The 22,249-nt window shown below is 53.8% G+C and carries 22 protein-coding genes; 16 read left to right on the top strand and 6 right to left on the bottom strand.

Annotated elements, in window-relative coordinates; translation table 11 throughout:
• Positions 1 to 91 precede the first annotated feature (91 nt).
• The 4 genes from A377_RS0110955 to dapD form a co-directional block, all read right to left on the bottom strand.
• Positions 92 to 580 carry a Crp/Fnr family transcriptional regulator gene (locus A377_RS0110955; RefSeq protein ID WP_019896408.1) on the bottom strand — a complete coding sequence of 163 codons (489 nt, stop codon included), beginning with the start codon at positions 578 to 580 and terminating at the stop codon, positions 92 to 94.
• A 25-nt stretch (positions 581 to 605) separates the two neighbouring features.
• Entirely contained in the window at positions 606 to 821 is a 216-nt protein-coding gene (locus A377_RS0110950) for a hypothetical protein (RefSeq protein ID WP_019896407.1), read from the bottom strand.
• A gap of 5 nt (positions 822 to 826) precedes the next feature.
• Complete coding sequence (gene dapE, locus A377_RS0110945) at positions 827 to 2,416, bottom strand: succinyl-diaminopimelate desuccinylase (protein WP_019896406.1); 1,590 nt, start codon at positions 2,414 to 2,416, stop codon at positions 827 to 829.
• Positions 2,417 to 2,479: 63 nt separating this feature from the next.
• Entirely contained in the window at positions 2,480 to 3,307 is an 828-nt protein-coding gene (dapD, locus tag A377_RS0110940; RefSeq protein ID WP_019896405.1) for a 2,3,4,5-tetrahydropyridine-2,6-dicarboxylate N-succinyltransferase, read from the bottom strand.
• A 174-nt stretch (positions 3,308 to 3,481) separates the two neighbouring features.
• Between dapD and A377_RS0110935 the strand changes: the two genes are divergently transcribed.
• Positions 3,482 to 3,862 (top strand): VOC family protein, encoded by a 381-nt coding sequence (locus tag A377_RS0110935; RefSeq protein ID WP_157760979.1) that lies wholly within the window; start codon positions 3,482 to 3,484, stop codon positions 3,860 to 3,862.
• On the opposite strand, the gene glnD is transcribed toward A377_RS0110935, so the two are convergent.
• Positions 3,850 to 6,519, bottom strand: a complete 2,670-nt coding sequence (gene glnD, locus A377_RS12495; RefSeq protein ID WP_019896403.1) for a [protein-PII] uridylyltransferase — start codon at positions 6,517 to 6,519, stop codon at positions 3,850 to 3,852. The genes A377_RS0110935 and glnD overlap by 13 nt on opposite strands.
• 62 nt (positions 6,520 to 6,581) lie before the next feature.
• Positions 6,582 to 7,385 carry a type I methionyl aminopeptidase gene (gene map / locus A377_RS0110925; protein WP_019896402.1) on the bottom strand — a complete coding sequence of 268 codons (804 nt, stop codon included), beginning with the start codon at positions 7,383 to 7,385 and terminating at the stop codon, positions 6,582 to 6,584.
• 290 nt (positions 7,386 to 7,675) lie between these two features.
• Here map and rpsB point away from each other — a divergent pair, with 290 nt between their 5' ends.
• From rpsB to A377_RS0110850, 15 genes are all read left to right on the top strand, one after another.
• On the top strand, positions 7,676 to 8,419 hold the full coding sequence (gene rpsB, locus A377_RS0110920) for a 30S ribosomal protein S2 (protein WP_019896400.1): 744 nt from the start codon (positions 7,676 to 7,678) through the stop codon (positions 8,417 to 8,419).
• Positions 8,420 to 8,481: 62 nt separating this feature from the next.
• Positions 8,482 to 9,366: a translation elongation factor Ts gene (gene tsf, locus A377_RS0110915; RefSeq protein WP_028485487.1), complete on the top strand. Its 885-nt coding sequence runs from the start codon at positions 8,482 to 8,484 to the stop codon at positions 9,364 to 9,366.
• Positions 9,367 to 9,566: 200 nt separating this feature from the next.
• The gene (gene pyrH / locus A377_RS0110910; RefSeq protein WP_019896398.1) at positions 9,567 to 10,304 is read left to right on the top strand and encodes a UMP kinase; all 738 of its coding nucleotides are present in this window, start codon (positions 9,567 to 9,569) and stop codon (positions 10,302 to 10,304) included.
• Between the two features lie 32 nt (positions 10,305 to 10,336).
• Positions 10,337 to 10,894: a ribosome recycling factor gene (gene frr / locus A377_RS0110905; protein WP_019896397.1), complete on the top strand. Its 558-nt coding sequence runs from the start codon at positions 10,337 to 10,339 to the stop codon at positions 10,892 to 10,894.
• Between the two features lie 136 nt (positions 10,895 to 11,030).
• Positions 11,031 to 11,765, top strand: a complete 735-nt coding sequence (locus A377_RS0110900; protein ID WP_028485486.1) for an isoprenyl transferase — start codon at positions 11,031 to 11,033, stop codon at positions 11,763 to 11,765.
• A complete protein-coding gene (locus tag A377_RS0110895) occupies positions 11,759 to 12,607 on the top strand; it encodes a phosphatidate cytidylyltransferase (RefSeq protein ID WP_019896395.1) in 849 nt (282 codons plus the stop codon). Before A377_RS0110900 ends, A377_RS0110895 begins: the two co-directional genes overlap by 7 nt.
• On the top strand, positions 12,604 to 13,989 hold the full coding sequence (gene rseP / locus A377_RS0110890; protein ID WP_245546825.1) for an RIP metalloprotease RseP: 1,386 nt from the start codon (positions 12,604 to 12,606) through the stop codon (positions 13,987 to 13,989). The genes A377_RS0110895 and rseP overlap by 4 nt, the downstream gene beginning before the upstream one ends.
• Positions 13,982 to 16,276 carry an outer membrane protein assembly factor BamA gene (gene bamA / locus A377_RS0110885; RefSeq protein WP_019896393.1) on the top strand — a complete coding sequence of 765 codons (2,295 nt, stop codon included), beginning with the start codon at positions 13,982 to 13,984 and terminating at the stop codon, positions 16,274 to 16,276. Before rseP ends, bamA begins: the two co-directional genes overlap by 8 nt.
• 77 nt (positions 16,277 to 16,353) lie before the next feature.
• Entirely contained in the window at positions 16,354 to 16,890 is a 537-nt protein-coding gene (locus tag A377_RS0110880; RefSeq protein ID WP_019896392.1) for an OmpH family outer membrane protein, read from the top strand.
• Positions 16,891 to 16,942: 52 nt separating this feature from the next.
• Positions 16,943 to 17,989, top strand: coding sequence for a UDP-3-O-(3-hydroxymyristoyl)glucosamine N-acyltransferase (lpxD, locus tag A377_RS0110875; RefSeq protein WP_019896391.1), 1,047 nt, complete (start codon positions 16,943 to 16,945; stop codon positions 17,987 to 17,989).
• Entirely contained in the window at positions 17,986 to 18,426 is a 441-nt protein-coding gene (gene fabZ / locus A377_RS0110870) for a 3-hydroxyacyl-ACP dehydratase FabZ (protein ID WP_019896390.1), read from the top strand. Before lpxD ends, fabZ begins: the two co-directional genes overlap by 4 nt.
• A gap of 45 nt (positions 18,427 to 18,471) precedes the next feature.
• On the top strand, positions 18,472 to 19,242 hold the full coding sequence (gene lpxA / locus A377_RS0110865; RefSeq protein ID WP_019896389.1) for an acyl-ACP--UDP-N-acetylglucosamine O-acyltransferase: 771 nt from the start codon (positions 18,472 to 18,474) through the stop codon (positions 19,240 to 19,242).
• Positions 19,226 to 20,425, top strand: coding sequence for a lipid-A-disaccharide synthase (lpxB, locus tag A377_RS0110860; RefSeq protein WP_245546823.1), 1,200 nt, complete (start codon positions 19,226 to 19,228; stop codon positions 20,423 to 20,425). Before lpxA ends, lpxB begins: the two co-directional genes overlap by 17 nt.
• Positions 20,422 to 21,045: a ribonuclease HII gene (gene rnhB / locus A377_RS0110855; RefSeq protein ID WP_019896387.1), complete on the top strand. Its 624-nt coding sequence runs from the start codon at positions 20,422 to 20,424 to the stop codon at positions 21,043 to 21,045. The genes lpxB and rnhB overlap by 4 nt, the downstream gene beginning before the upstream one ends.
• 157 nt (positions 21,046 to 21,202) lie before the next feature.
• Positions 21,203 to 22,186, top strand: coding sequence for a chemotaxis protein (locus tag A377_RS0110850; protein WP_028485483.1), 984 nt, complete (start codon positions 21,203 to 21,205; stop codon positions 22,184 to 22,186).
• The last annotated feature ends 63 nt before the right edge of the window (positions 22,187 to 22,249 follow it).

Here is a 22,249-nt window from a genome sequence, read left to right as displayed (position 1 = left end):
CAGGAAAGGATGTCTTGGTGGCAAGCCGTTGGATGGTGGTTTTAACCAGGCCTGGTCAAAGCCACCTCCGACAGAGGGTTTGTGGTTTTGGTCAGTACTGCGTCATGTATTCGTTTTGAATGATGCGGTGCATTTCCAGGTTTTCCTGAAGCATTTTGCGTTGAAGCTGATGCGAAAAACGCAGAATCGAGCGCATCACGTGCATCACGACCTGTGGGTGCTGTTCGCCCAGTTTTTCAAATTCATCGCGTTGCAGCATCAGGACGGTGGCTTCTTTGCGTGCCTGCAGCCGCATGGTGTGGGCAATGCCGTCAATAAAGCTCAATTCACCCACCAGCGTACCTTGTTTGATGGTGTTGATGTGAAGGGTTTTGTGCGGGCCGACCACTTTGAGAATGTCGAGCTTGCCCTCGACCACGATGTACAGGTTGCCATCAATGGTGTCTGGCTCAAACAGCACTTCTTCCGGCTGCAATGTTTTTTGTTTGACAATGGTGGCAAGGCGTTCGCAGTCCTCACGGGTCAGATCGGTGCCCAGAAGCGAATCGGCAATGCGTTGGGTGTCGGCGTGTTCGGCCATGAAAAAGCTCTCCTATCCAATCAAATCAATCAAGGCGTTCCAGCGGAATCAGTGCATCCATCAGCCAGGATACGCCGACCACCAAAGCCAGTACCAGAATAAACACAATCAGGACCGAGCGGGCCTGTTTGTTGTCGATGAATTTTTCTTTCCATTTTTCATTTTTGATGTGCGGCCAGATCAGAAACAGCAGAAGCACCACGGCCAGAATCTGTAATACCACTGAAATGGTTGTGCTCATAGCGGTCACCTCCCGATAAACAGGTTTCGGAGTGTCTGGTAGTAGATCTCCGTGAGATCAATGATATCCTGTGCGGCCACGCGTTCGTCAATTTTGTGAATGGTGGCGTTCAAAGGACCAAATTCCAATACCTGCGCGCCGGTCTGGGCAATAAAACGTCCGTCGGAAGTGCCGCCGCCGGTGTTGTGCTCCGGCTGATGGCCTGTGTGCGTTTCAATCGCTTGACTGACCGCTTGCACCAATTCCCCATTTTTCGGGGTTTCAAATGGCAGGCCGGAAACCGTCCAGTCCACATCGTAATCCAGACCGTGACGGTCCAGTATTTTGGTTACCTGTTCCTGCAGGGTTTGCGGTGTCTGCTCGGTGCTGAAACGGAAATTGAACATCAAATCGCAATGGCCCGGAATGACGTTGGTGGCACCCGTGCCCGCATGCAGATTGGAAACCTGAAACGAGGTGGGCGGAAAATTGGCGTTGCCCTGATCCCATTCGGTGCCGACCAGTTCGGACAGGGCCGGTGCCAGTTCATGCACCGGATTTCTGGCCAAATGCGGGTAGGCAATATGCCCCTGAATGCCGTTGATTCGAACCTCGCCGGTCATGGAACCGCGACGGCCGTTTTTGATCACATCGCCCAATTGCTGGCTGCAGGTGGGTTCGCCCACCAGACAGTAATCCAAGCGCTGACCGCGCTGTTGCAACGTTTCGACCACGGCTTTGGTGCCGTGTATGGCCGGTCCTTCTTCGTCACTGGTAATCAGGAGGGCGATGTGGCCGCCATAGTCAGGAAAGTTCTGAATAAAACGGCGACAGGCCACCACAAAAGCCGCGACGGAACTTTTCATGTCGGCCGAGCCGCGCCCATGCAACCAGCCCTGAGCGTCAATCAAGCCACTGAAGGGGTCGTGTTCCCATTGATCAATCGGACCGGTGGGCACCACATCGGTGTGGCCGGCAAACACAAACACCGGCGCATCGTCTGACGCACCACTGGCCGAGTGCACCGTCCAGAGGTTGGTGACCTCTTGGTATTGCAGCGTTTCCGCCTTAAACCCCAGTTCGGCGAGTTCCGATTGAATCAATGGCTGTGCGCCCTTGTCATCCGGTGTGACCGAATCGATTCGGATCAGTTTCTGAGCCAGCGCCAGTGCAGGGTGGTCGGACAGTGTTGCAGCGGTCATCGGTCTGTCTCCTGACGGAAAAAGCAGACCGTGCAGGCGCTGCCAAGTCGTGGGAATCGACTTCAGAACATCGGCGTATGCCTCTGGTTTGAAACGAAATACCAAACCTTTTTCGGTTTCCAGTACCGGGCGTTTGATCAGAGTGGGCTGCTGGTGCAAGGCCATGGAAAAATCGGAATCGGTTTGTGCCATCAAGGCCGCTTGCTCGGATTCCGACAGGGCTTTCCAACCCTTGCTTGCCGGATTGACGATGGCGTTACGCTCCGTCTGTGTCAGCCACTGTTGAATCGCCTGAGGCTGAAAAGCCGCTTTTCGAAAATCAATGAAATCGAAAGCAATGCCTTCGGCTTCCAGCCATTTTCGGGCTTTGCGCACCTGGTCGCAGTTGCTCAAGCCGTACAAACGCACAGTCATAGGGTTCCTTTTGCCTGTTTCATCGCCAGCTTTTGTGACTGGCGATCACGAGTGGGTCCGGGTTCAGATGGCACGAAGCAGTTCGTTGATGCCGACTTTGCTGCGTGTTTTGGCGTCCACCTTTTTCACAATCACGGCGCAGTACAAGCTGTAGCTGCCGTCCTTGGAAGGCAGGTTGCCAGAGACCACGACCGAACCGGCGGGCACGCGGCCATAATGGATTTCACCGGTTTCGCGATCGTAAATGCGGGTGGATTGCCCAATGTAGACGCCCATGGAAATCACCGAACCTTCTTCCACAATGACCCCTTCGACCACTTCGGAACGGGCACCGATAAAGCAGTTGTCTTCGATGATGGTCGGCGCGGCCTGCAGGGGTTCCAGGACCCCGCCAATGCCGACGCCGCCGGACAAGTGCACGTTTTTGCCGATCTGGGCACAGGAGCCGACCGTGGCCCAGGTATCCACCATGGTGCCGGAGTCGACGTAAGCGCCGATGTTGACGTAAGACGGCATCATTACCGTGCTGGGTGCCAGGTAGGAGCCGCGGCGGGCCGCAGCGGGCGGCACAACGCGAATGCCGGCCTGTTCAAAATCGGCCTGCGACCAGTCGACAAATTTGGAAGGCACCTTGTCGAAGTAACGGGTTTCAGAGCTGTTCATAACCTGATTGTCCTGGGTGCGGAAAGACAGTAGCACGGCCTTTTTCAGCCATTCGTTCACCTGCCAGTCGCCAACGCCTTTTTGTTCGGCCACACGCATTTCGCCCGAATCCAGCAGGCCGATGGTCTCATCAATGGCCGCTTTGGTTTCGGCGTCCACGGTTTTCGGAGTGATCTCTGCGCGCTGTTCAAAAGCGGTTTCAATGATGTTTTTCAGTTTGTCCGACATGAAAATTCCTATCTAATTGGGTCAAAATCGAAAATTGAGCCGGTTTTAAAGGGCCGGCGGTTTAAAAATTTGGCAAATTATAGCATTATCTGGGCTCGAATCACGAATGGCGCGGTGGAAAATTGAACGCCAAACCCGTTTGGGGCACCACACTAGAGGATTGGACAATTGAATGTGATAAATGGCGTGGATCATGTGAGTCTGCTGGTATCGGACCTGGCGCGTTCGCTGGCCTTTTATGAGCAGACACTGGGGCTGGCCAGACTGGCGCGTCCGGATTTGGGGTTTTCAGGCGCGTGGCTGGCACTGGGCGCAAACGGACAGGCATTGCACTTGCTGGCTTTGCCTGACCCCAGAGCGATTGTGCCAGCAACGGAACTGCCGGCTCATGGTGGGCGGGACCAGCATTTTGCGCTCAGAGTATCGGACCTGGGCTGGATCAAACAGCGTCTGGATGAGGCCGGAGTGACCTACACCGAAAGCCGTTCCGGGCGTGCGGCGCTTTTCTGCCGGGACCCGGATCATCATGCACTGGAGTTTTTTCAGCCGGAGTGAGTGTCTTGACCTGATGGTTCAATCAGATCCAGCAGGCTCTGGGCCAGTCGCTCCTTGCTTTCGGATCGGGTCAGACCGTCGTCATTGAGTGTGCTGATCTGAAAAACATCCTCGGCGCGTTCGCCGATGGTGTTGATTTTGGCGTCATGCACCTTGATCTGACACTGTTTGAATCCCTGTCCGATTTTGGCCAGCAGGCCGGGAATGTCCTTGGTGGTGATGCTCAGTTCGGTCAATTCGTCGTTGATCGGGTGAAAATGGATTTCGGTCGGCGTTTCAAACACGCGAATGCGGCGCGGCGGCAATGAGTGCGTCAGCGGCCTGTCCTGAGGCGGGTGTTCCAGTTCGGTCAGCAGGGCGGTTTGAGTGCGTTCCAGCGTGTTGGCATCGGTAATGGGGCAGTGATCGTGATCCAGCAGGTAGATGATGACCAGTGTCATATTGTTTTCGCCGGAATAAATCTTGGCCTCGACAATGTTGAGACTGAAGTGGTCCAGGGCCTGGGTAAATTGCGAAAACAGGTATTCCCGGTCATGCATGTAAATGATCAGTTCCGTGGCACCACGATTGGTCCGGCTTTGCATTCGCAGGTTGATGTCATTGGGGTCGCACTGATACAGGTTGCGGGTGATGCGGGCAATTTCCGAGGGGGTCTGGCGGCTGAAGAAGTCGGTGTTTTCAAACGTTTTCCAGAAGGGCTGAAAGGCCGAGGAGGCCAGACCGTACTGTTTGAGCAGTTCGCTGGCTTTTTCCTTGTGGAAAATCGCTTGTTTGGCCCGATCCTGCGGCAAGGTCTGTGACGCATCCAGTGCCTGGGTGGTGGAGTGGTACAGTTGCAGAAACAGCTGGTTTTTCCAGTCGTTCCAGACGTCGTCCGAGGTAGCACACACATCGGCGAGGGTCAGAAGGTACAGGTAGTCCAGACGTTCCTGGGTGCCCATTTTGGCCGCGAATTGTGCGATGATTTCTGGGTCGGACAGGTCTTTTTTCTGGGCCACATAGGAAAATTCCAGATGGTGACGTACCAGCCAGCTCAAAAGGTGCGCATCGCGCTGGTTGAGATTGTGCCGGAAACTGAATTCCTTGGCGTCGATGGCCCCCAGTTTTTCATGGTCGCCTTTCTGGCCTTTGGCTATGTCGTGAAACAGACCCGCCAACAGCAGAATTTCGGGCTTGCAAATCTGTTTGGCGACCTGATGCGCGGTGGGGAATTCGTAAGCGTAATCGTCCAGATAAAAGCGGCGCAGATTGCGAATCACCAGCATGGTGTGCTCGTCCACCGTGTAGGCGTGAAAGATGTTGAACTGCATCAAGCCTGTAATGCGCGCAAAAGCAGGCAGGTAGGCGGCCAGAATGCCATAGAAATACATGCGGCTGAGCGCGGCATTGACGCCTTTGGGCTGACGGAAGATTTCCATGAACAGGGCTTTATTGATCGGGTCGGCACGAAACTGATCGTCAATGCGATGCAGGTTGTCCCGAATCAGGCGAATGGTGCGTGACCGAATGCCCTGGACCAGGTGGTCGTAGTTTTCCAGGATGATGAAGATTTCCAGCAACGCCGTCGGGTTTTTCTCAAACAGATTGGGTCGGATCACATCCAGGTAATCGTCCACCAGACGAAAACGCGGGTTGATCTGTTCGATCCGTTCCTCGCCGGTATCGAAAATCTCTTCTCGAAAGTGCTGCAAAAGAATTTCGTTCAGACGGGCGACCACATGCACATTCTGATAATACGGCTTCATAAAGGCTTCCACCGCTTTGGAAACCTCTTCGATCGGTTCCGGGTTCATGCTGGCGGCCAGGCTCTGTTGATTGTCGAACAACAGTCGGTCTTCGTGGCGCTGACGCAGGCGGTGCAGTGCAAAGCGAATCCGGTTCAAATAGAGGTAAGCGGCCCGGATTTCCTTGTATTCGTTCAGGGTAATGAAATTGTGTTGCATCAGCTCTTCAATCGAACTGGCCCCGAAGTGGCGTTTGGCGACCCAGAGAATGGTTTGGATGTCTCTGAGTCCGCCCGGGCTTTCCTTGATGTTCGGTTCCAGCTGGTACAGGGTGTTGTGGTAGCGCTTGTGGCGCTGGGCCTGTTCGGCCAGTTTGGCCTGAAAAAACGCCTGACTGGGCCAGAACTGCTTCAAGTTGAACAGGTTTTGCAAAGAGATGAACGCTTCGTAGTTGCCGCTGAGCCACCGGGCTTCCAGCAGATTGGTGGCGGTGGTCACGTCCGCTTTGCCGGCGGTGATGCACTCTTCCAGATCGCGCACGGCATGACCGACCTCGAATCCCAGGTCCCAAAGGTAGGTGATGAAGTCGCCGATGGTGTCGGTGTGCTGGTGTTTGTTGTCACCCAGTATCAACAGGTCAATGTCGGAATAGGGCTGCAGTTCGCCCCGGCCGTAACCGCCCACCGCAATCAATGACAGATCGGATTGGTCTGCGTCCTGGGGAAAGAAATGGCCCCAGATTTTTTTGAGCATCTGGTCAATGAACGACGTGCGTTCCTTGATCAGGGTCTCAATCGGTTGGCCTTGATCAAACTGATCGAACTGCTGCTGGTTGAATTCCTTGAGCAGATGGCGCCCGGCGCTCAGTGAATCGCGCCGGGACTGGTGGTTCAAAGTGTGGTAGAAATTCCGTGCCGGGTTCGTATCAGACATGGTGAACGCCTTTTGTTGGAGCGTGTCCGTGCCCGCTCAGATGGCAGATGGTCGCAGGCCGATCAGGGGAGAACCGGTGTTTCGCCGGGTCTGAGCGTCAGCACTTCGTAGCCGTCGGCGGTGACGGCAATGGTGTGTTCCCATTGGGCGGACAGTTTTCGGTCAACCGTTTTGACCGGAAAAATGGTGTTGTCCGGGTGTTTTTTGTTGGGCCCCAGGGTTTTGATGGCGGCGGCGCCCTGATTGATCATCGGTTCGATTGTAAAGACCATGCCTTCTTTGAGCACCGTGTTCTTCAGATCCGGCTGGGTGCAATGGACCACCTGCGGTTCTTCATGAAAGGCCTGGCCGATGCCATGCCCGCAGTACTCCTCGACCACGGAGAAATCGTTGTTGTGGGCATGGGTTTCGATGGCCTGGGCAATGTCGTACAAGGTTGCCTCGGGTTTGACCGCTTCGATGCCCAGCCAGAGGCATTCGTGCGCGACTCGGCAGAGTCGGTGGGCAAAGGGTTTGACCTTGCCGACCTCAAACATCATGCTGTTGTCGCCATGGTAACCGTCTTTGATCACAGTGACATCAATGTTGACGATGTCGCCGTTTTTGAGCTTTTTGCCGTCGTCAGGAATGCCGTGGCAGACGACGTCATTGACCGAAATGCAGCTTTCGGCCGGAAATCCGTGATACCCCAGCGTCGCCGAAGTGGTTCCCTGTTGACGCATGTGTTCGGCCATGCGCGCATTGAGTTCGCCAGTGGTGACGCCGGCTTTGACAAAGGGGGCTATTTCCACCAGTACCTCGGCGGCCAGTTGGCCGGCGACACGCAATTTTTCCAAGTCTTTTTGTGTTTTGATGATGATCGCCATAACGTCGAAAGAAGGGTCCTGTTTCAAGTAGGGTCCTGTTGCGCCTGTGCAAAGGACTTTCATAAAAGGTTTTTGTGGTTTTCGTTGCGGCCACAAGGCTGTTGTGGTATAAATGCGTCGCTTTTTGATCACTGCCAGCCGTGGCAGCTGAAAAAAATGCATTTTAACAAATAATCCACACGCCTGCCGACACAATCCACGGGGTGCCTGAACCGCTCAAGTCAAACGCTTGGCGCTTCAGGTTCGTGGTTGGGGCAGGCGGAGGCTTAACCCAATACTGGAGAAGAATTATGGCGAAAGTCACGATGCGTGAAATGTTGGAAGCGGGTGTCCATTTCGGTCACCAGACACGTTACTGGAATCCGAAAATGAGCGAGTACATTTTCGGTGCCCGCAACAAGATTCATATTGTCAACCTTGAAAAAACCCTGCCACTGTTCAACGATGCGCTGAACTTTTTGAGCGGCATTGCGGCCAACAAAGGCACGGTATTGTTTGTCGGCACCAAACGTGCTGCCAGTGATCTGGTCAAACAGGAAGCCGCTCGTTGTGGCATGCCTTACATCAATCACCGCTGGTTGGGCGGGATGCTGACCAACTTCAAGACCATCAAACAGTCAATCAAGAACCTGAAAGACCTGGAAACTCAGGAACAGGACGGTACCTTTGAGAAGATCACCAAAAAAGAAGCACTGATGCGCACCCGTCAGAAGACCAAGCTGGATTTGTCTCTGGGTGGGATCAAGGACATGCGCGCCATGCCCGATGCGATTTTTGTGATCGATACCGGCAGCGAAAACCTGGCGGTCAGCGAAGCCAAGAAACTGGGCATTCCGGTTGTGGGCATTGTGGATACCAATAATGATCCGGCCGACATCGATTACGTGATTCCGGGTAACGACGATGCGGTGCGTGCGGTTTCCTTGTATCTGTCCACAGTGGCGGATGCCATTCTGGAAGGCAAAGGCAGCATTACCACTGCGCCAGCCGCAGCCGAAGAAGAAGCGCCAGCGGAAAAAACCGCCCAGGCCTGATTTTTTACCAGGCCTGGTAAAAAACGGGCCTGAATTCAAACGAATTGAGAGGTTGATTGAAGATGGCAGTGACAGCATCAATGGTCAAACAATTGCGCGAGATGACCGGCGCAGGCATGATGGATTGCAAAAAAGCACTGGGCGAGACCGACGGCAATATGGACGAAGCGGTCGAGTTCCTGCGTAAGAAAGGCATGGCCGGCGCAGACAAGAAAGCCGGTCGTACCGCAGCGGAAGGCGTGATTGCGGTGGCAATCTCCGACGACAAGAAAAAAGCGGCGATCGTCGAAGTCAATTGCGAAACCGATTTCGTGGCCAAGGGCGATGAATTCAAAGGCTTTGCTGACGAAGTGGCGGCGGTGATTCTGAAAACCGGTGTGACTGATGTGGACGCACTGATGAACGAAAAACTGGAAAACGGTCAGACCATCGACGAACGTCGTCGTGAAATGGTCGGTCGCATTGGTGAGAATATGACGATCCGTCGCACCGAAGTGATCGAGACCAGTGGTCAGATCGGCCAGTATCAGCATGGCGAAAAAATCGGTGTGGTCGTGGCGATGGAAGGCGGCAATGACGCCTTGCTGCGCGATGTGGCCATGCATGTGGCGGCGTCCAAGCCTGCGGCTGTGTCTGCGGACGATGTCGATGCCGAGATGGTGGAAAAAGAACGTCAATTCCAGATCGAACAGGCAAAAGAATCCGGCAAGCCGGCTGAGATCATCGAAAAAATGATCGAAGGTCGCATGCGCAAGTTCCTGCAGGAAATTACGCTGATGGGCCAGCTTTTTGTCAAGGACCCGGACCAGACAGTGGAAAAACTGCTGAAATCCGAAGACGCATCGGTTTCCAGTTTTGTGCGTCTGGAAGTGGGCGAAGGCATCGAAATCGAAGAAACCAACTTTGCGGACGAAGTGGCAGCGGCAGCGGAAGCAGCCAAGTCCTGATCCCAAGGATTTGATTTTGTGTGAAGGCCATGACGAACGTTGCGTTTGTCATGGCTTTTTTTATGGGATTTTTTTAGAATGAGCTGTTTTGTGCGAAACGAAATAGCCGTTTTGAACACACAGTTTATTTCAAACCTGTGGTTTATGCTATTCTTCACGCAATAAAACACTGGTTTGAAATAGGTTGAAAGGACAGAGACATGGCATTGAAATATTCTCGGGTATTGTTGAAATTCAGCGGCGAAGCGCTGATGGGGCAGAACAGCTTCGGTCTGGATGCCGAGACGTTGCGCAATGTGGTGGCAGAAGTCAAAACACTGCACGATCTGGGTGTGGAAGTCGGCTTGGTGGTCGGCGGAGGCAACATTTTTCGCGGTGCCCAGATCCAGGGGTCCGGCATTGAGCGGACCACCGCGGATCAGATGGGGATGATGGCCACGGTGATCAATGCCCTGGCGATACGCGATGTGATTGAAGACATGGACATGCATGCGGTGGTGTATTCGGCGATGTCGATCGAAGGCGTTTCCCATGGCTTTCATGCCAATCATGTGAAAAAATCGTTGGCCAAAGGCGACATCGCCATTTTCGCCGCGGGGACCGGCAGTCCGTTTTTTACCACGGACACGGCCGCCGCGCTGCGGGGCATTGAAATCGACGCCGACATTGTTCTGAAGGCGACCAAGGTGGACGGCATTTACAATGCCGACCCGGTGACGACGCCCAGTGCGGCCCGATATTCCGAGCTGAGTTATGAGCAGGTGATCGAACAGAATTTGCAGGTCATGGATATGACCGCGTTTGTGCTCTGCCGTGAACATCGCATGCCCATTCGGGTGTTTGACATGTTCAAACCCGATGCGGTGATCCGCATTGTGCAGGGGGAGGACGAAGGGACCCTTGTTCATGGCGATGCCGAACAGAATCGTAACGAATAAGAATCAAAAATCAGTCTGGAGGACACACAGTCATGTTGGATGAAATTTTCAGTGACGCCAATGAGCGTATGGACAAGTCGGTTGAGAGCCTGGAGTCGGGGTTGGCAAAAATCCGCACCGGTCGGGCCCACCCAAGCATCTTGGATTCGGTCAAGGTCGACTACTATGGGTCGATGGTGCCGGTTTCGCAGGTGGCCAATGTCAATGTGGAAGACGCTCGGACGCTGACGGTTCAGCCATGGGAGCCGCCAATGATCCCAACCATCGAAAAAGCCATTATGACGTCGGAACTGGGCATCAACCCGGTGACCCACGGCAGTGTGATGCGCATTCCCATGCCGCCGCTCACCGAAGAGCGCCGTAAGGAATTTATTAAGCTGGCCCGCTCCGAAGCGGAAAATGCCCGGGTGGCAGTACGTAATATCCGTAGGGATGCCAATGCCGATTTCAAAGCGCTGAACAAGGAAAAAGAAGTCACAGACGATGAGTTGCGCGAATCCGAAGAGCGTATTCAGAAAATGACCGATGAGCATGTTCAGCGCATCGAAGCCATTTTGTCTGCCAAAGAAACGTCTTTGATGGAAGTCTAGGCTTCTTTGGGCCTCTCGCTTTATTTTTGGCCGAATGGCGATGTTCGCGGTGCCTGTCACCCAATCGCCATTCATGTGACAAGTTTCATGACACTCCGTGAGAGTTGACCGTCATTCACACTGCAAAGGATGCTATTTGTCTGAGTCATCAAACGATTCCCCCATCCCACGACACATTGCCATCATTATGGACGGGAATGGTCGCTGGGCCAGAAAACGCATGTTGCCCCGTTTTGTCGGCCACAAAAAAGGCGTGAACGCGCTCAAACGCGTTATCACCCGCTGTGGCGAATTGGGGGTGGCCTCCTTGACCCTGTTTGCTTTCAGTACCGAAAACTGGAAGCGCCCTCAGGAAGAGGTGAACAAGTTGATGGGGTTGTTTCTGGAAGCGTTGCAGAATGAAGTGTCCAAACTGCATGAAAACGGCGTGCGGCTGCGGGTGATTGGTGATCGCAGTGCGTTCAGCGAGGCCATTCAGGCGCACATTGCCCGGGCGGAAGCCCTGACGGCCGACAATCGGCGCTTGAATCTGAATGTTGCGGCCAATTATGGTGGTCGGGCGGACATTGTTCAGGCCGTCAAATCCTGGCAGAAGGCCCATCCGGAAGAAAGCATTGAAGCGTTGACCCCCGAGGTATTGACGCCGTTTCTGGCGTTGAGCGATCAGTGTGACCCGGATTTGCTGATACGCACTGGAGGCGAGCAGCGTGTGAGCAATTTTATGATCTGGCAGATGGCCTATACCGAATACTATTTCACTCCGACTCTGTGGCCGGATTTTGACGAGGTTCAGGTCGACCTGGCCGTGGCTTCCTATCAGCAAAGAGAAAGACGCTTTGGTCAGACCAGCGAACAGGTATCGTCATGTTAAAACAACGGATTCTGACAGCGAGTGCGTTGTTTGCCGCGCTTTTGATGGTCTTGTTCTGGGGCGGGTCGACAGGGTGGCTGGTGATGCTGACGCTGTCGGCCTTCCTGGCGGCGCGAGAATGGTTCGGACTGGCCTTTTCCGAGCAAACGCAGAATGGCCGCATTGCTTACGCGTCCGCGGTCGCAGCGATGGTGGCGGCTTTGCCGTGGCTGGCGACGATTCCGCTCGGCTTCTGGTTGGCACTGACGGTTGTGTTGACCTTTTGGATGGTCGGGTCGGTCTGGTGGTACCAGAAACAGCAAGGGCAGGTTTCGCTCGATTCTGTGTTGGGGAAAACTTACCAGGCCTGGTGGTCTTTGCTGATCGGTGCCATGCTGATCGTGCTGTTTCATGTGACGACCTGGTTGCTGCTCCACGGTTTCGGGCCGGTGATCTTGTTGCTGAGTCTGTTTGTGATCTGGGCCGTGGACACCGGGGCTTATTTCAGCGGTCGTCAATTCGGACGAACCAAGCTTGCCGTGTATGTCAGCCCTGGAAAAACCTGGGAAGGGGTGCTTGGAGGCGGTCTGTTCGCGTTTGTGGTGGCATGGATCGGCCTGGCCTGGCTGGATCAGATGTTTGTCCCCGGATTGAATGCTTCGTTGCCATTTCTGGCGCTGGGCCTGACAGCAATCGGTTTGCTGTCGGTATTTGGCGACTTATTTGAAAGTCTGCTTAAGCGCCTTCATCATCGAAAGGACAGTGGGCGGCTTTTGCCCGGTCATGGCGGTTTGCTTGATCGCATTGACAGCTTGCTGCTTGCCGTCCCCTGGCTCTTTTTCTTCTGGCTGACGGTGTCATGATGACCCTTCTCTGGTCCTTGCTGGGGTTTGTGGTGGCCATCGGGATATTGGTCACCGTGCATGAATGGGGGCACTATGCGGTCGCACGCCTGTTCAAGATCAAGGTCACCCATTTTTCCATTGGTTTTGGCAAGCCGTTATGGTCCCGACAGGGCCGCGAAACCCGGTTTCAAATCGCCGCGATTCCACTTGGCGGTTATGTGCGTTTTGCTGACGAACGAGTGGAGCCGGTCGCGCCGGAAGATCGGTCCCGGGCATTTAATCGTCAGTCGGTGTACAAACGCTTTGCGGTGGTGGCCGCCGGGCCTTTGATCAATCTGCTCTTTGCCTGGTGGGTGTTTGCTGTGATGTTTGCTTCCGGGGTTTCAGGTCTGAAACCGGTGTTTGTGTGGGATTCGGCCAGTACCCCGTTTGCAGGGAAAACTTCTGAGCAATGGCTTTTGACCCACATGAATGACAAGTCGGTGCAAACCTGGCAGCAGGCTCAGCAAATTCTGCTGACGTCCGTCGTCAATGAGAAAAATCAGGTGACGTTGAGGTATCGGGCATTTTCCGCCGCTTCCGACACGGAGGCAGGCGGGGAAAGTCACACCTCGACCTTGCCCATTGACGCCCTGTCGGTGAATCAGCCCAAGTCCAACTGGTGGCGGAAGCTGGGGGTTGTCCCTTCCGGTCCCGATCTGGCCCCCGTGTTGGCGAACACCTCTCCTGAGAGTCCGGCAGAGCGTGCTGGATTGGTGGCCGGTGACCGTATCCTTTCAGTGGCAGGTCAGCCGGTGGCTTCCTGGCAGGCATTGACAGAAGAGATACGGCGTCATCCGGGCGAAACACTGACCTTGACGGTCGAGCGGGAAGGCCGTTCGTTGCAACGTGAGATCACTCTGGATCGTCAAAGCACCGATGCGGGCGACATTGGCTTTATGGGAGCCAGTGTGCAGTTCCCACCGTCTTTGCGTGAGCGTTACCAGGCTCAGCTGGATGTGGGGCCTGTGGATGCTTTGGAAATGGGCTGGCACCATAATCTCAATTGGATTGAAATGAGTCTGACCCTGATAAAACGTATGTTTGTGGGCGATGTAAACTGGTCGAATCTGTCCGGACCTGTTAGTATTGCAGAGTTTTCTGGCAAGGCCATGCAATCAGGCTGGGTAACCTTTTTGGGGTTGTTGGGACTTTTGAGTCTGAGTCTGGGAATTTTGAATCTTTTGCCAATCCCTTTGCTTGATGGTGGGCATCTGGTGTTTTATCTGATTGAAATGTTGAAAGGAACACCGGTCAGCGAAGGGATTGAGGCAGGGGCGCAGAAAATCGGAATGTTTCTGATTCTGGGGTTGACCTTTTTTGCGTTGTTTAACGATGTGGTAAGACTGACAAATGGCTAAAAAAATCATTCAGATTATTGGGTTGTCGACGGCTTTGAGTGTGCAGAGCGTCGCCTTGGGTCAACTGCCTGGCAATGTTCAGGGCGTGAACGTTGAGGGCAATGAACGGGTCAGCCTGGAAACGGTGCGCAGTTACCTGACGCTGGATAAAGGCGACGCCCTGACCCAGGAAGCCGTTCAGGAGAGCATCCGCAAACTCTATGCGACGGACTTTTTTCAGGACATCGTGGTGTCCATTGATCAACAGGGCATTTTGCAGATCGAGGTCAAAGAAAGGCCCTCCATTGCTCAGGTTCGTTTTGAAGGCAATGAACTGATCAAAAGCGAAGACATGGAACAGGCAATGGAAACCCTGGGCATCAAGCAGGGTCGCATCTTTAATGATGCGCAGATGGAACGGATTGTTCTGGATCTTAAGCGCCGTTATCAGAATCAGGGCTACTATGCGGCCGAAGTGGTGGTAAACGTTGAGTCTTTGCCACGTAACCGGGTGGCGCTTTCGGTTGAAATCGAAGAAAACGAACCGGCCAGCATCGGCCAGATTCAGTTTGTCGGCAATCATGCGTTTGGTGATGATCTGTTGAAACGCCGCATGTTGTTGACAGAATCCGCCATGTTTGGCGATTCCGATAAGTATGCCAAACCCAAACTTCAGTCTGATCTGGAAACCATCCGCTCTTATTACCTTGATCGGGGCTTTGCCCAGTTTGATGTGCGCTCTTCTCAGGTCAGTCTGTCGCCGGACAAAACCCAGGTGTTTATTACCGTCAATCTGGACGAAGGCGATCAATACCGCATTTCGGATATTCGTTATTCCGGTGAGACCATTGTCTCAGAAACGGAACTGGACGCACTCAAGGAAATCGAACAGGGCGCGCTTTTTTCAAGATCCAAGTTGGTGGCGTCGGTGGAGGCTTTTCGTAATCGCTTGAGTGAAGAAGGCTACGCTTTTGCTGAAATCGAGCCAATCACCGAGTTGGATGAAGAAAATCGTACCGTATCACTGGATTTTCGCATTGAACCCAAGAGTCGTGTTTATGTGCGTCGAATCAATGTGGAAGGCAACACCCGCACGCAGGATCATGTGATCCGGCGTGAATTGCGTCAATTGGAAAGCGCCCCTTATTCATTGCAGGCCGTCAAACGCTCCAAAACCCGTCTGAATCAATTGGGGTATTTCACTCGTGCCGACATCGAAACCGATCGGGTGTCTGAAGACCAGGTGGATCTGATTGTGAAAGTCGAAGAAGAATCCACCGGTTCCTTTAATGCCGGGGTGGGCTATTCTCAGCTGGATGGGGTCAGTTTTCAGGTCGGTGTTTCCGAACGAAATGTGATTGGTTCGGGTTACCGGGCCAATGTTGATGTCAATTACAGTGCCTCAGTAAAATCTTCCAATATCAGTTTGACCAATCCGTATTTCACCGAGGATGGGATGTCTTTGGGCGGCGGGTTTTATTTCCGCAGCATTGATGCCGAAGAATTGAACGTGTCCAACTACAAGGTAGACACCATGGGTGTGCGAACCAGTATCGGCTATCCGACCAGCGAATACAGTCGCTTGAATTATGGTTTGAAATTTGACAACCAATCCATCGGGTGTATTACTGATTTTGATGCCTGCGATGCGTTTGTGGCAGACATGGGCGAAGATTTCCAGTCAGTTCGAGTGACTGCAGGCTGGACCTATGACACCAAAAATTCCTTTTATTTTCCCACAGATGGGCATGACACCAGTATCAGCACCGAAGTCGTTGTCCCTACCAACAGCGACCTGGCTTTCTACAAACTGTTTTTGGAAGAAAACGCTTATTTCCCTTTGAGCGATGACTTTACGCTGAAACTGAAAGGGGATGTGGCCTATGGCGAAGGTTATGGCAACAATCCTGGAAACCTCCCATTCTTCGAGAATTTTTACGCGGGTGGCATCGGTTCGGTTCGAGGGTTTGAGCCCAACTCTCTGGGGCCGCGTTATGACAGCAATGATGCGGTGTCTGACGATCCCAAAGGGGGCAGTTTCCGGATCGTGACCAATGCCCAGATCATTTTCCCCATGCCTTTGATCGAGGATTCGGAAAATCTGCGGGTCAGCCTTTTTGTGGATGCCGGTAATGTGTATGAATCTTACGATAATGTGGAATTCAGCACCTTGCGCAGTGCCTATGGGGTCGGGGTTTCCTGGATTACGCCAGTCGGACCACTGGCATTCAGTTTTGCTCGCCCACTCAACAGTGAAGACGAAGACGAGCTCCAGGCGTTTCAGTTCAATCTGGGCATTCCGATGTGATGGGCAAAGCGTCTTAAAACCTTTGTGCCTTTTCGCTATAATACGCGTTTAAACAGTTTTATTACGGGAACAAAAACATGAGCATTCACAGATTGTTTTTAGTCGGATGGTTGGCCTGGATGCTGACAGCAACGGCCTGGGCACAGCAACCGGCGAACATCGCTGTGGTCAATGTGGGGTTGTTGCTGGAACAGGCACCGCAAGCCCAGGCGGCGGGTGCGAATCTGGAAAAAGAGTTCGAGCCACAGCAGGCCGAACTGGAAAACATGGCGCAGCAACTGGAAAAGAAACAGCAGACGTTCCAGAAAAATCAGGCTGTGATGACGGACGCACAAAAGGCCGCTTCAGAACGTGAAATGACCATGCTGTCCCGGGATATTCAGCGAAAACGCAATGACATTCAGGAATTGGTGAACATCCGTCGCAATGAAGAACTCTCAAAGATTCAGGAAACCGTGAACGATGCGATCAAGAGCATTGGCAAGGAGTCGTCTTACGATCTGATTTTGTATGAAGGGATTGCCTATACCAGTGACCGGCTTGATATCACCCAGAAGGTGTTGGAGTTTCTGAAAGAATCCCACCAGGCAAAACGCTCCAGCTTCAATCAGTGATTGTGCCTTTGCCCGGCGCTATCCGCCCTGAGACCACAGAGAGAGACTTTTTTTGACGCTTGAACAGATCCTGAATTTTTTGTCGGAACGGGGCATTGAATGCGACCATACCGGGGCATTGACCCTTGAAATCCAACAGGTCGCCAGCCTCCGACAGGCAGGAAAATCCAACCTGGCTTTTTATAATGATCCCAAACGAAAGGATGAGTTGGCCCAGACACAAGCCGGATGTGTGATACTCAAGCCGGACGATTCGGTCCTGATTCAGGGGCCGAAGCTGATCGTTCAGAATCCTTATTACGTGTATGCGTTGGTGGCTCAAAAACTCAATCAGCGTGTTTTCCCTTGTCATATCCATCCCAGTGCGCAGCTTGATGAAACGGCGCAGATTGCGGACGACGTTTTCATCGGGCCGAATGTTGTGGTCGGAGCGGGCACCTCGATTGCTAAAGGGTGTGTGATTGAGGCCGGAACCGTGATTCAGTCCGGCGTCTCCCTTGGTGCCGATGCCTATCTGGCTCCGAATGTCACGATCGCTGACAAGGTCGTGATTGGCCGGGAAGCGTATCTCGATGCCGGATGCGTGATTGGCGGGCACGGTTTTGGGTTTGCGCCGCACGAAGGCCGATGGCAGCGTATTCCACAGATCGGGCGGGTGGTGATTGGCGATCGGGTGTTCATCGGCAACAATGCCACCGTTCATCGTGGTGCTTTGGATGACACCGTTATCGCCGACGATTGCATTATTGACGCTCAGGTGCAGGTGGCGCATAACGTGCGCCTCGACAAAGGCGTTGCCGTGGCCGCCCAGTCCGGGTTTGCCGGCAGCACTCAGGTTGGAGCGCATTGTCAGTTTGGCGGTCAGTCAGGCGTTTCCGGCCACTTGACGATCACCGATCACGTCTTTGTGGCGGGCAAGGCCGGTGTGACGCATTCGCTCAAACAGTCCGGCGCTTATGCCGGTTTTCCGGCGATTGAAGCGTCCCAGTGGCAAAAAAACATGGTGCGCGTGAAAACCCTTGATAAAATGGCCAGCCGGATTAAAGCGCTGGAAAAAGCATTGTCGGCCCTGAAACATGACTTGGATAAAGACGTATGATTTTGGATGTGAAAGAAATTTTTGATTACCTGCCTCACCGCTACCCGTTTTTGCTGGTGGACCGTGTGACCGAGTTTGAAGCCGGCGTTTCTTTGAAAGCCTACAAGAATGTCACTTACAACGAACCCCAGTTTACCGGGCATTTTCCCGATAACCCGATTATGCCAGGGGTGATGATCATCGAAGCCATGGCGCAGTGTACCGGGATTCTGGCGTTTAAAAGTCAGGGCGTGAAGCCGGATGGCCAGACCATGTATTACCTGGCGGCGGTGGACAATTGCCGTTTTCGCAAACCGGCCATTCCGGGAGACAAGCTGGAATTCGAAGTCAAAGCCCTGACCAATAAAAAGGGCATCTGGAAGTTTCAGTGTGAAACCCGGGTGGACGGCAAGGTGATCGCCGCCTGTGATATGATGTGCGCCGAGCGCAATGTGTAGCGGTTATGCGCTGTTTTCCCACTATCTGGATGCAAGGAACCTGTTGTGATTCATCCGACTGCCATCATTGATCCCAAAGCGGAGCTGGCCGAATCGGTCGAAGTTGGCCCCTATTCGGTGATTGAAGGCCATGTGTGCATTGACGAAAACACCGTGGTTGGCCCGCATGTGGTCATTTCCGGCCCCACCGAAATCGGTCGCAATAACCGGTTTTTTCAGTTTGGTTCCATTGGCGCGGCTCCGCAGGACAAAAAATACAATGACGAACCCACCCGTTTGCGCATCGGGCACGACAACACCTTTCGCGAAAACGTCACCCTGAACCGCGGCACCGCCCAGGATCGGGGGGAAACCACCATTGGTAATGACAATTGGGTGATGGCTGGCGTACACATCGCACACGACTGCGTGGTGGGGGATCACACCATTTTTGCCAATGCCTCCGCTCTGGCCGGTCATGTCCGGGTTGATGACTGGGCGATTCTCGGTGGTTATACACTGGTACACCAGTTTTGCAATATCGGCGAACACGCGTTTTGTGGAATGGGCAGTGTGATCAATCAGGATGTGCCCAATTTTATTACCGTTTCCGGTAATCTGGCCGGTCCCCGCGGGCTGAATCTGGAAGGCCTGAAACGTCGGGGCTTTGATCGCACCCAAATCAATCTGGTCAAAAAAGCCTATCGGGCCCTCTATCGCACCGGTTATCGCCTGGAAGAAGCCATTGTCGAAATCGATGCGCTCAATGATGACCAGGGTACGCTGGACACGCTTCTGACCTTTTTATCGTCGACCCATCGTGGCATTGTCCGCTGAATTGACGTCCCCTTCTCCGGTGTTTGCCCTGGTGGCCGGTGAAACCTCCGGCGACCAACTGGGTGCGGGTGTGATTGCCGCGCTCAAGCAACGTTTTCCCCACGCTCGGTTTGTTGGCATCGGTGGCCCGGCCATGATGGCTCAGGGCATGGAAAGCTGGTACCCCATGTCCCGGCTTTCGGTCATGGGACTGTTCGAGGTCCTCAAACATTTACCAGGCCTGGTCAAAATCAGAAAACGACTGATCCGGCAGCTGATCGAACTCAACCCCACCGCCTTTATTGGCATCGATGCACCGGATTTCAATTTCACGGTCGAAGAAAAACTCAAATCACACAATATCCCGGCCTTTCATTATGTGGGTCCCTCCGTCTGGGCCTGGCGCGAACAGCGATTGAAAAAAATCCGTGAACAGGTCGATGGCGTTTTTGTGCTGTTTCCGTTTGAGCCGCCCTTGTATTGGCATTATGGCATTCGTGCCAAATACGTCGGGCACTACATGGCCGCCGAAACCCGAAATGCCCCGTCAAAAGCGGCGGCACGGGTTGAGTGGCAATTGCCGGAGTCGATTGCTGTCACCGGTTTGCTGCCCGGATCCCGCGCGTCTGAAATTGCGACCATGATGCCGATTTACCTGCAGGCTGCGACCCTGCTGCTGGCAAAGTATCCGACCATGCAATTTGTGATCCCGGCGGTTCATGCTCAGGCACAAAGCCGCATTGAAGGGCTGCTGGCCAATCTGTCCGCCCAACAGCGAGAGCATTTTCAGGTTCGGACCGGACAGGTGGAAACGGCCATTGCGGCCAGCGATCAATTGATGGTGACTTCGGGAACAGCCACCCTGCAAACGGCCCTGATGCAACGCCCGTTTGTGCTGGCGATCAAAGTGCATCCTGTCAGCTACTGGCTGATGAAGCGGCTGGCGACCACCGACTGGGTGGGACTGCCCAATGTGCTGGCGCAGCAGACGGTGGTGCCGGAATTGATTCAGCAGGAAGCCACAGCGGCCAATCTGGTCCGGGCGTTGACGCCGCTCATCGACGACGCCGAAGTTCGGGCGCAACAATGTGCGCACTTTGCCCGGCAGCGCGATCAGCTGGATTTGGCTTCGTCCGATCTGGTGGCCGAAACCCTGATGGACTGGTTGCCGGGTTTGCGTGCGTCAGCTCAGGGCGATTCATGACGGCGCAACTGGGTTTGTTTGATCCGGATGCGTCATCACCGACGGCTTTGGACGTCGGTGTCGACGAAGTCGGGCGCGGCCCACTGGTCGGAAATGTGGTGGCGGCCGCCGTGGCGCTGCCTGACAACATCTCTCTGGCGCTGACCGATTCCAAAAAGCTGTCGCCCAGAAAACGCGAACAGCTGTTCGTCGGAATTCAGGAGCAGGCGTTGGCCTGGGGGATTGGCGAAGCCACACCGCAGGAAATCGACCGTTTGAACATTCTTCAGGCGACCTTTCTGGCGATGCAAAGGGCGGTTGAGGCGATGAATGTGCCGGTCAGAAAAGTCTGGGTAGACGGCCATCGTTGCCCGGATTGGGTGTACCCGAGCGAGGCGGTGATCAAGGGAGACACCAAGATCGCCACGATCAGTGCGGCATCGATCCTGGCCAAAGTGACCCGTGACCGGCAGATGCAGGCATTGCATCAGGCTTACCCGCAATATGGCTTTGATCGGCACAAAGGGTATCCCACCCAGGCACATTTGCAGGCGATACAGCAACACGGTTTGCTGGACGCGCATTATCGCTGTTCTTTCAAGCCGGTCAAACGGTTATTGATGCCCGAGGCTGACTTGTAGGCGCATTTGGCCTTTTTTTTGCTGAACGCAGTTATGGCTGTCGTTGGCTCCCTTCGGAGCCACAGCGCATGAAAGCTTGGGCGTCTGTCTTTACAATGCGCAAGGGGCCGTGCAGAATAAAGCGATCAATTTTGAAAACAATCAACGGGAAAGCGTTATGACCACCACTCTGGAGCAAGTTGAAAAAACGGCTCAGCTGAGCAAAAACAATCAAATGAGTTTGATGGTGTTTCAGGTTCAGTTCCCCACCGAGGATTACGATCCGCCTTTTTACGGCATGAATGTGTTCAAGGTGCGTGAAGTATTGGAAGGCCGCGCTTATGACGTGTCGGAAATGCCGGATGCCAATCCGTTGATTGAAGGCATGATCGAGCTGCGCGGCGTGTATCTGCCGGTGATCGATGTGCCCAAGTGGATGGGCTTTGAGATGACGCCGGAGCAGAAAGAAAAATCCATCATCATTGTGTCCGATTTCAGCCAGAACTTCATCGGCATGCGTGTGGCCCACATTCACGGCGTCGAAGAAAAAGACTGGGCCGACATCAAGCCCGCCACCAACTACAACGTGGACGTCAACACCAACCAGGTGGTCAACCACACTTATCTCGACAAGAGCGACACGCTTTGTTTCATCCTCGATATTGAAAAGATGTTGATCGAAGCCATGCCGCAGATGGCGCGCAAGATTTTCGATTCGGCCGAAGAAGTGAAAAAAACCGATTACAACTTCACGCAAAAGGTCAAAGAAGGCGAAATTCTGTTTGCCGAGGACAGCAAATCCATCCAGAAATACATGGGCATGGTGTTTGATCAGTTGGGGTTGCGCCATCGCGGATTTGAAAACGGGCGTTTGCTGCTGGATTATGTGGCCGAATTGGACAGTCTGGACGATGTGTCCATGGTGTTTACCGATCTGGAAATGCCGGTCGCGTCCGGGCACACGGTCATTCAGGAATTGCGCAAAAACAAAAAATCGGCGCATATCCCGATCGTGGTGCACACGTCCATGACCAGTGACAACAACACCCGCGAGGTTCTGGCCATGGGCGCGGATTATTTTGTCGGCAAGGTCGACACCGGGCTGATCGTGGACACCATCAAGAAAGTCGAGCAGAAGTACTATCGAAAAGACAGCGCCTGACAAAGGCGTGGTTTCTTTCAGACATAAAAAAAGGCACTGATCAGGTGCCTTTTTTGTGCCAAC

The sequence above is a fragment of the Hydrogenovibrio halophilus DSM 15072 genome, assembly GCF_000384235.1.
GTDB lineage: Bacteria > Pseudomonadota > Gammaproteobacteria > Thiomicrospirales > Thiomicrospiraceae > Hydrogenovibrio > Hydrogenovibrio halophilus.
The sequence above is the reverse complement of the archived record's forward strand: the minus strand, read 5'-3'. Positions and strand labels throughout refer to the sequence as shown.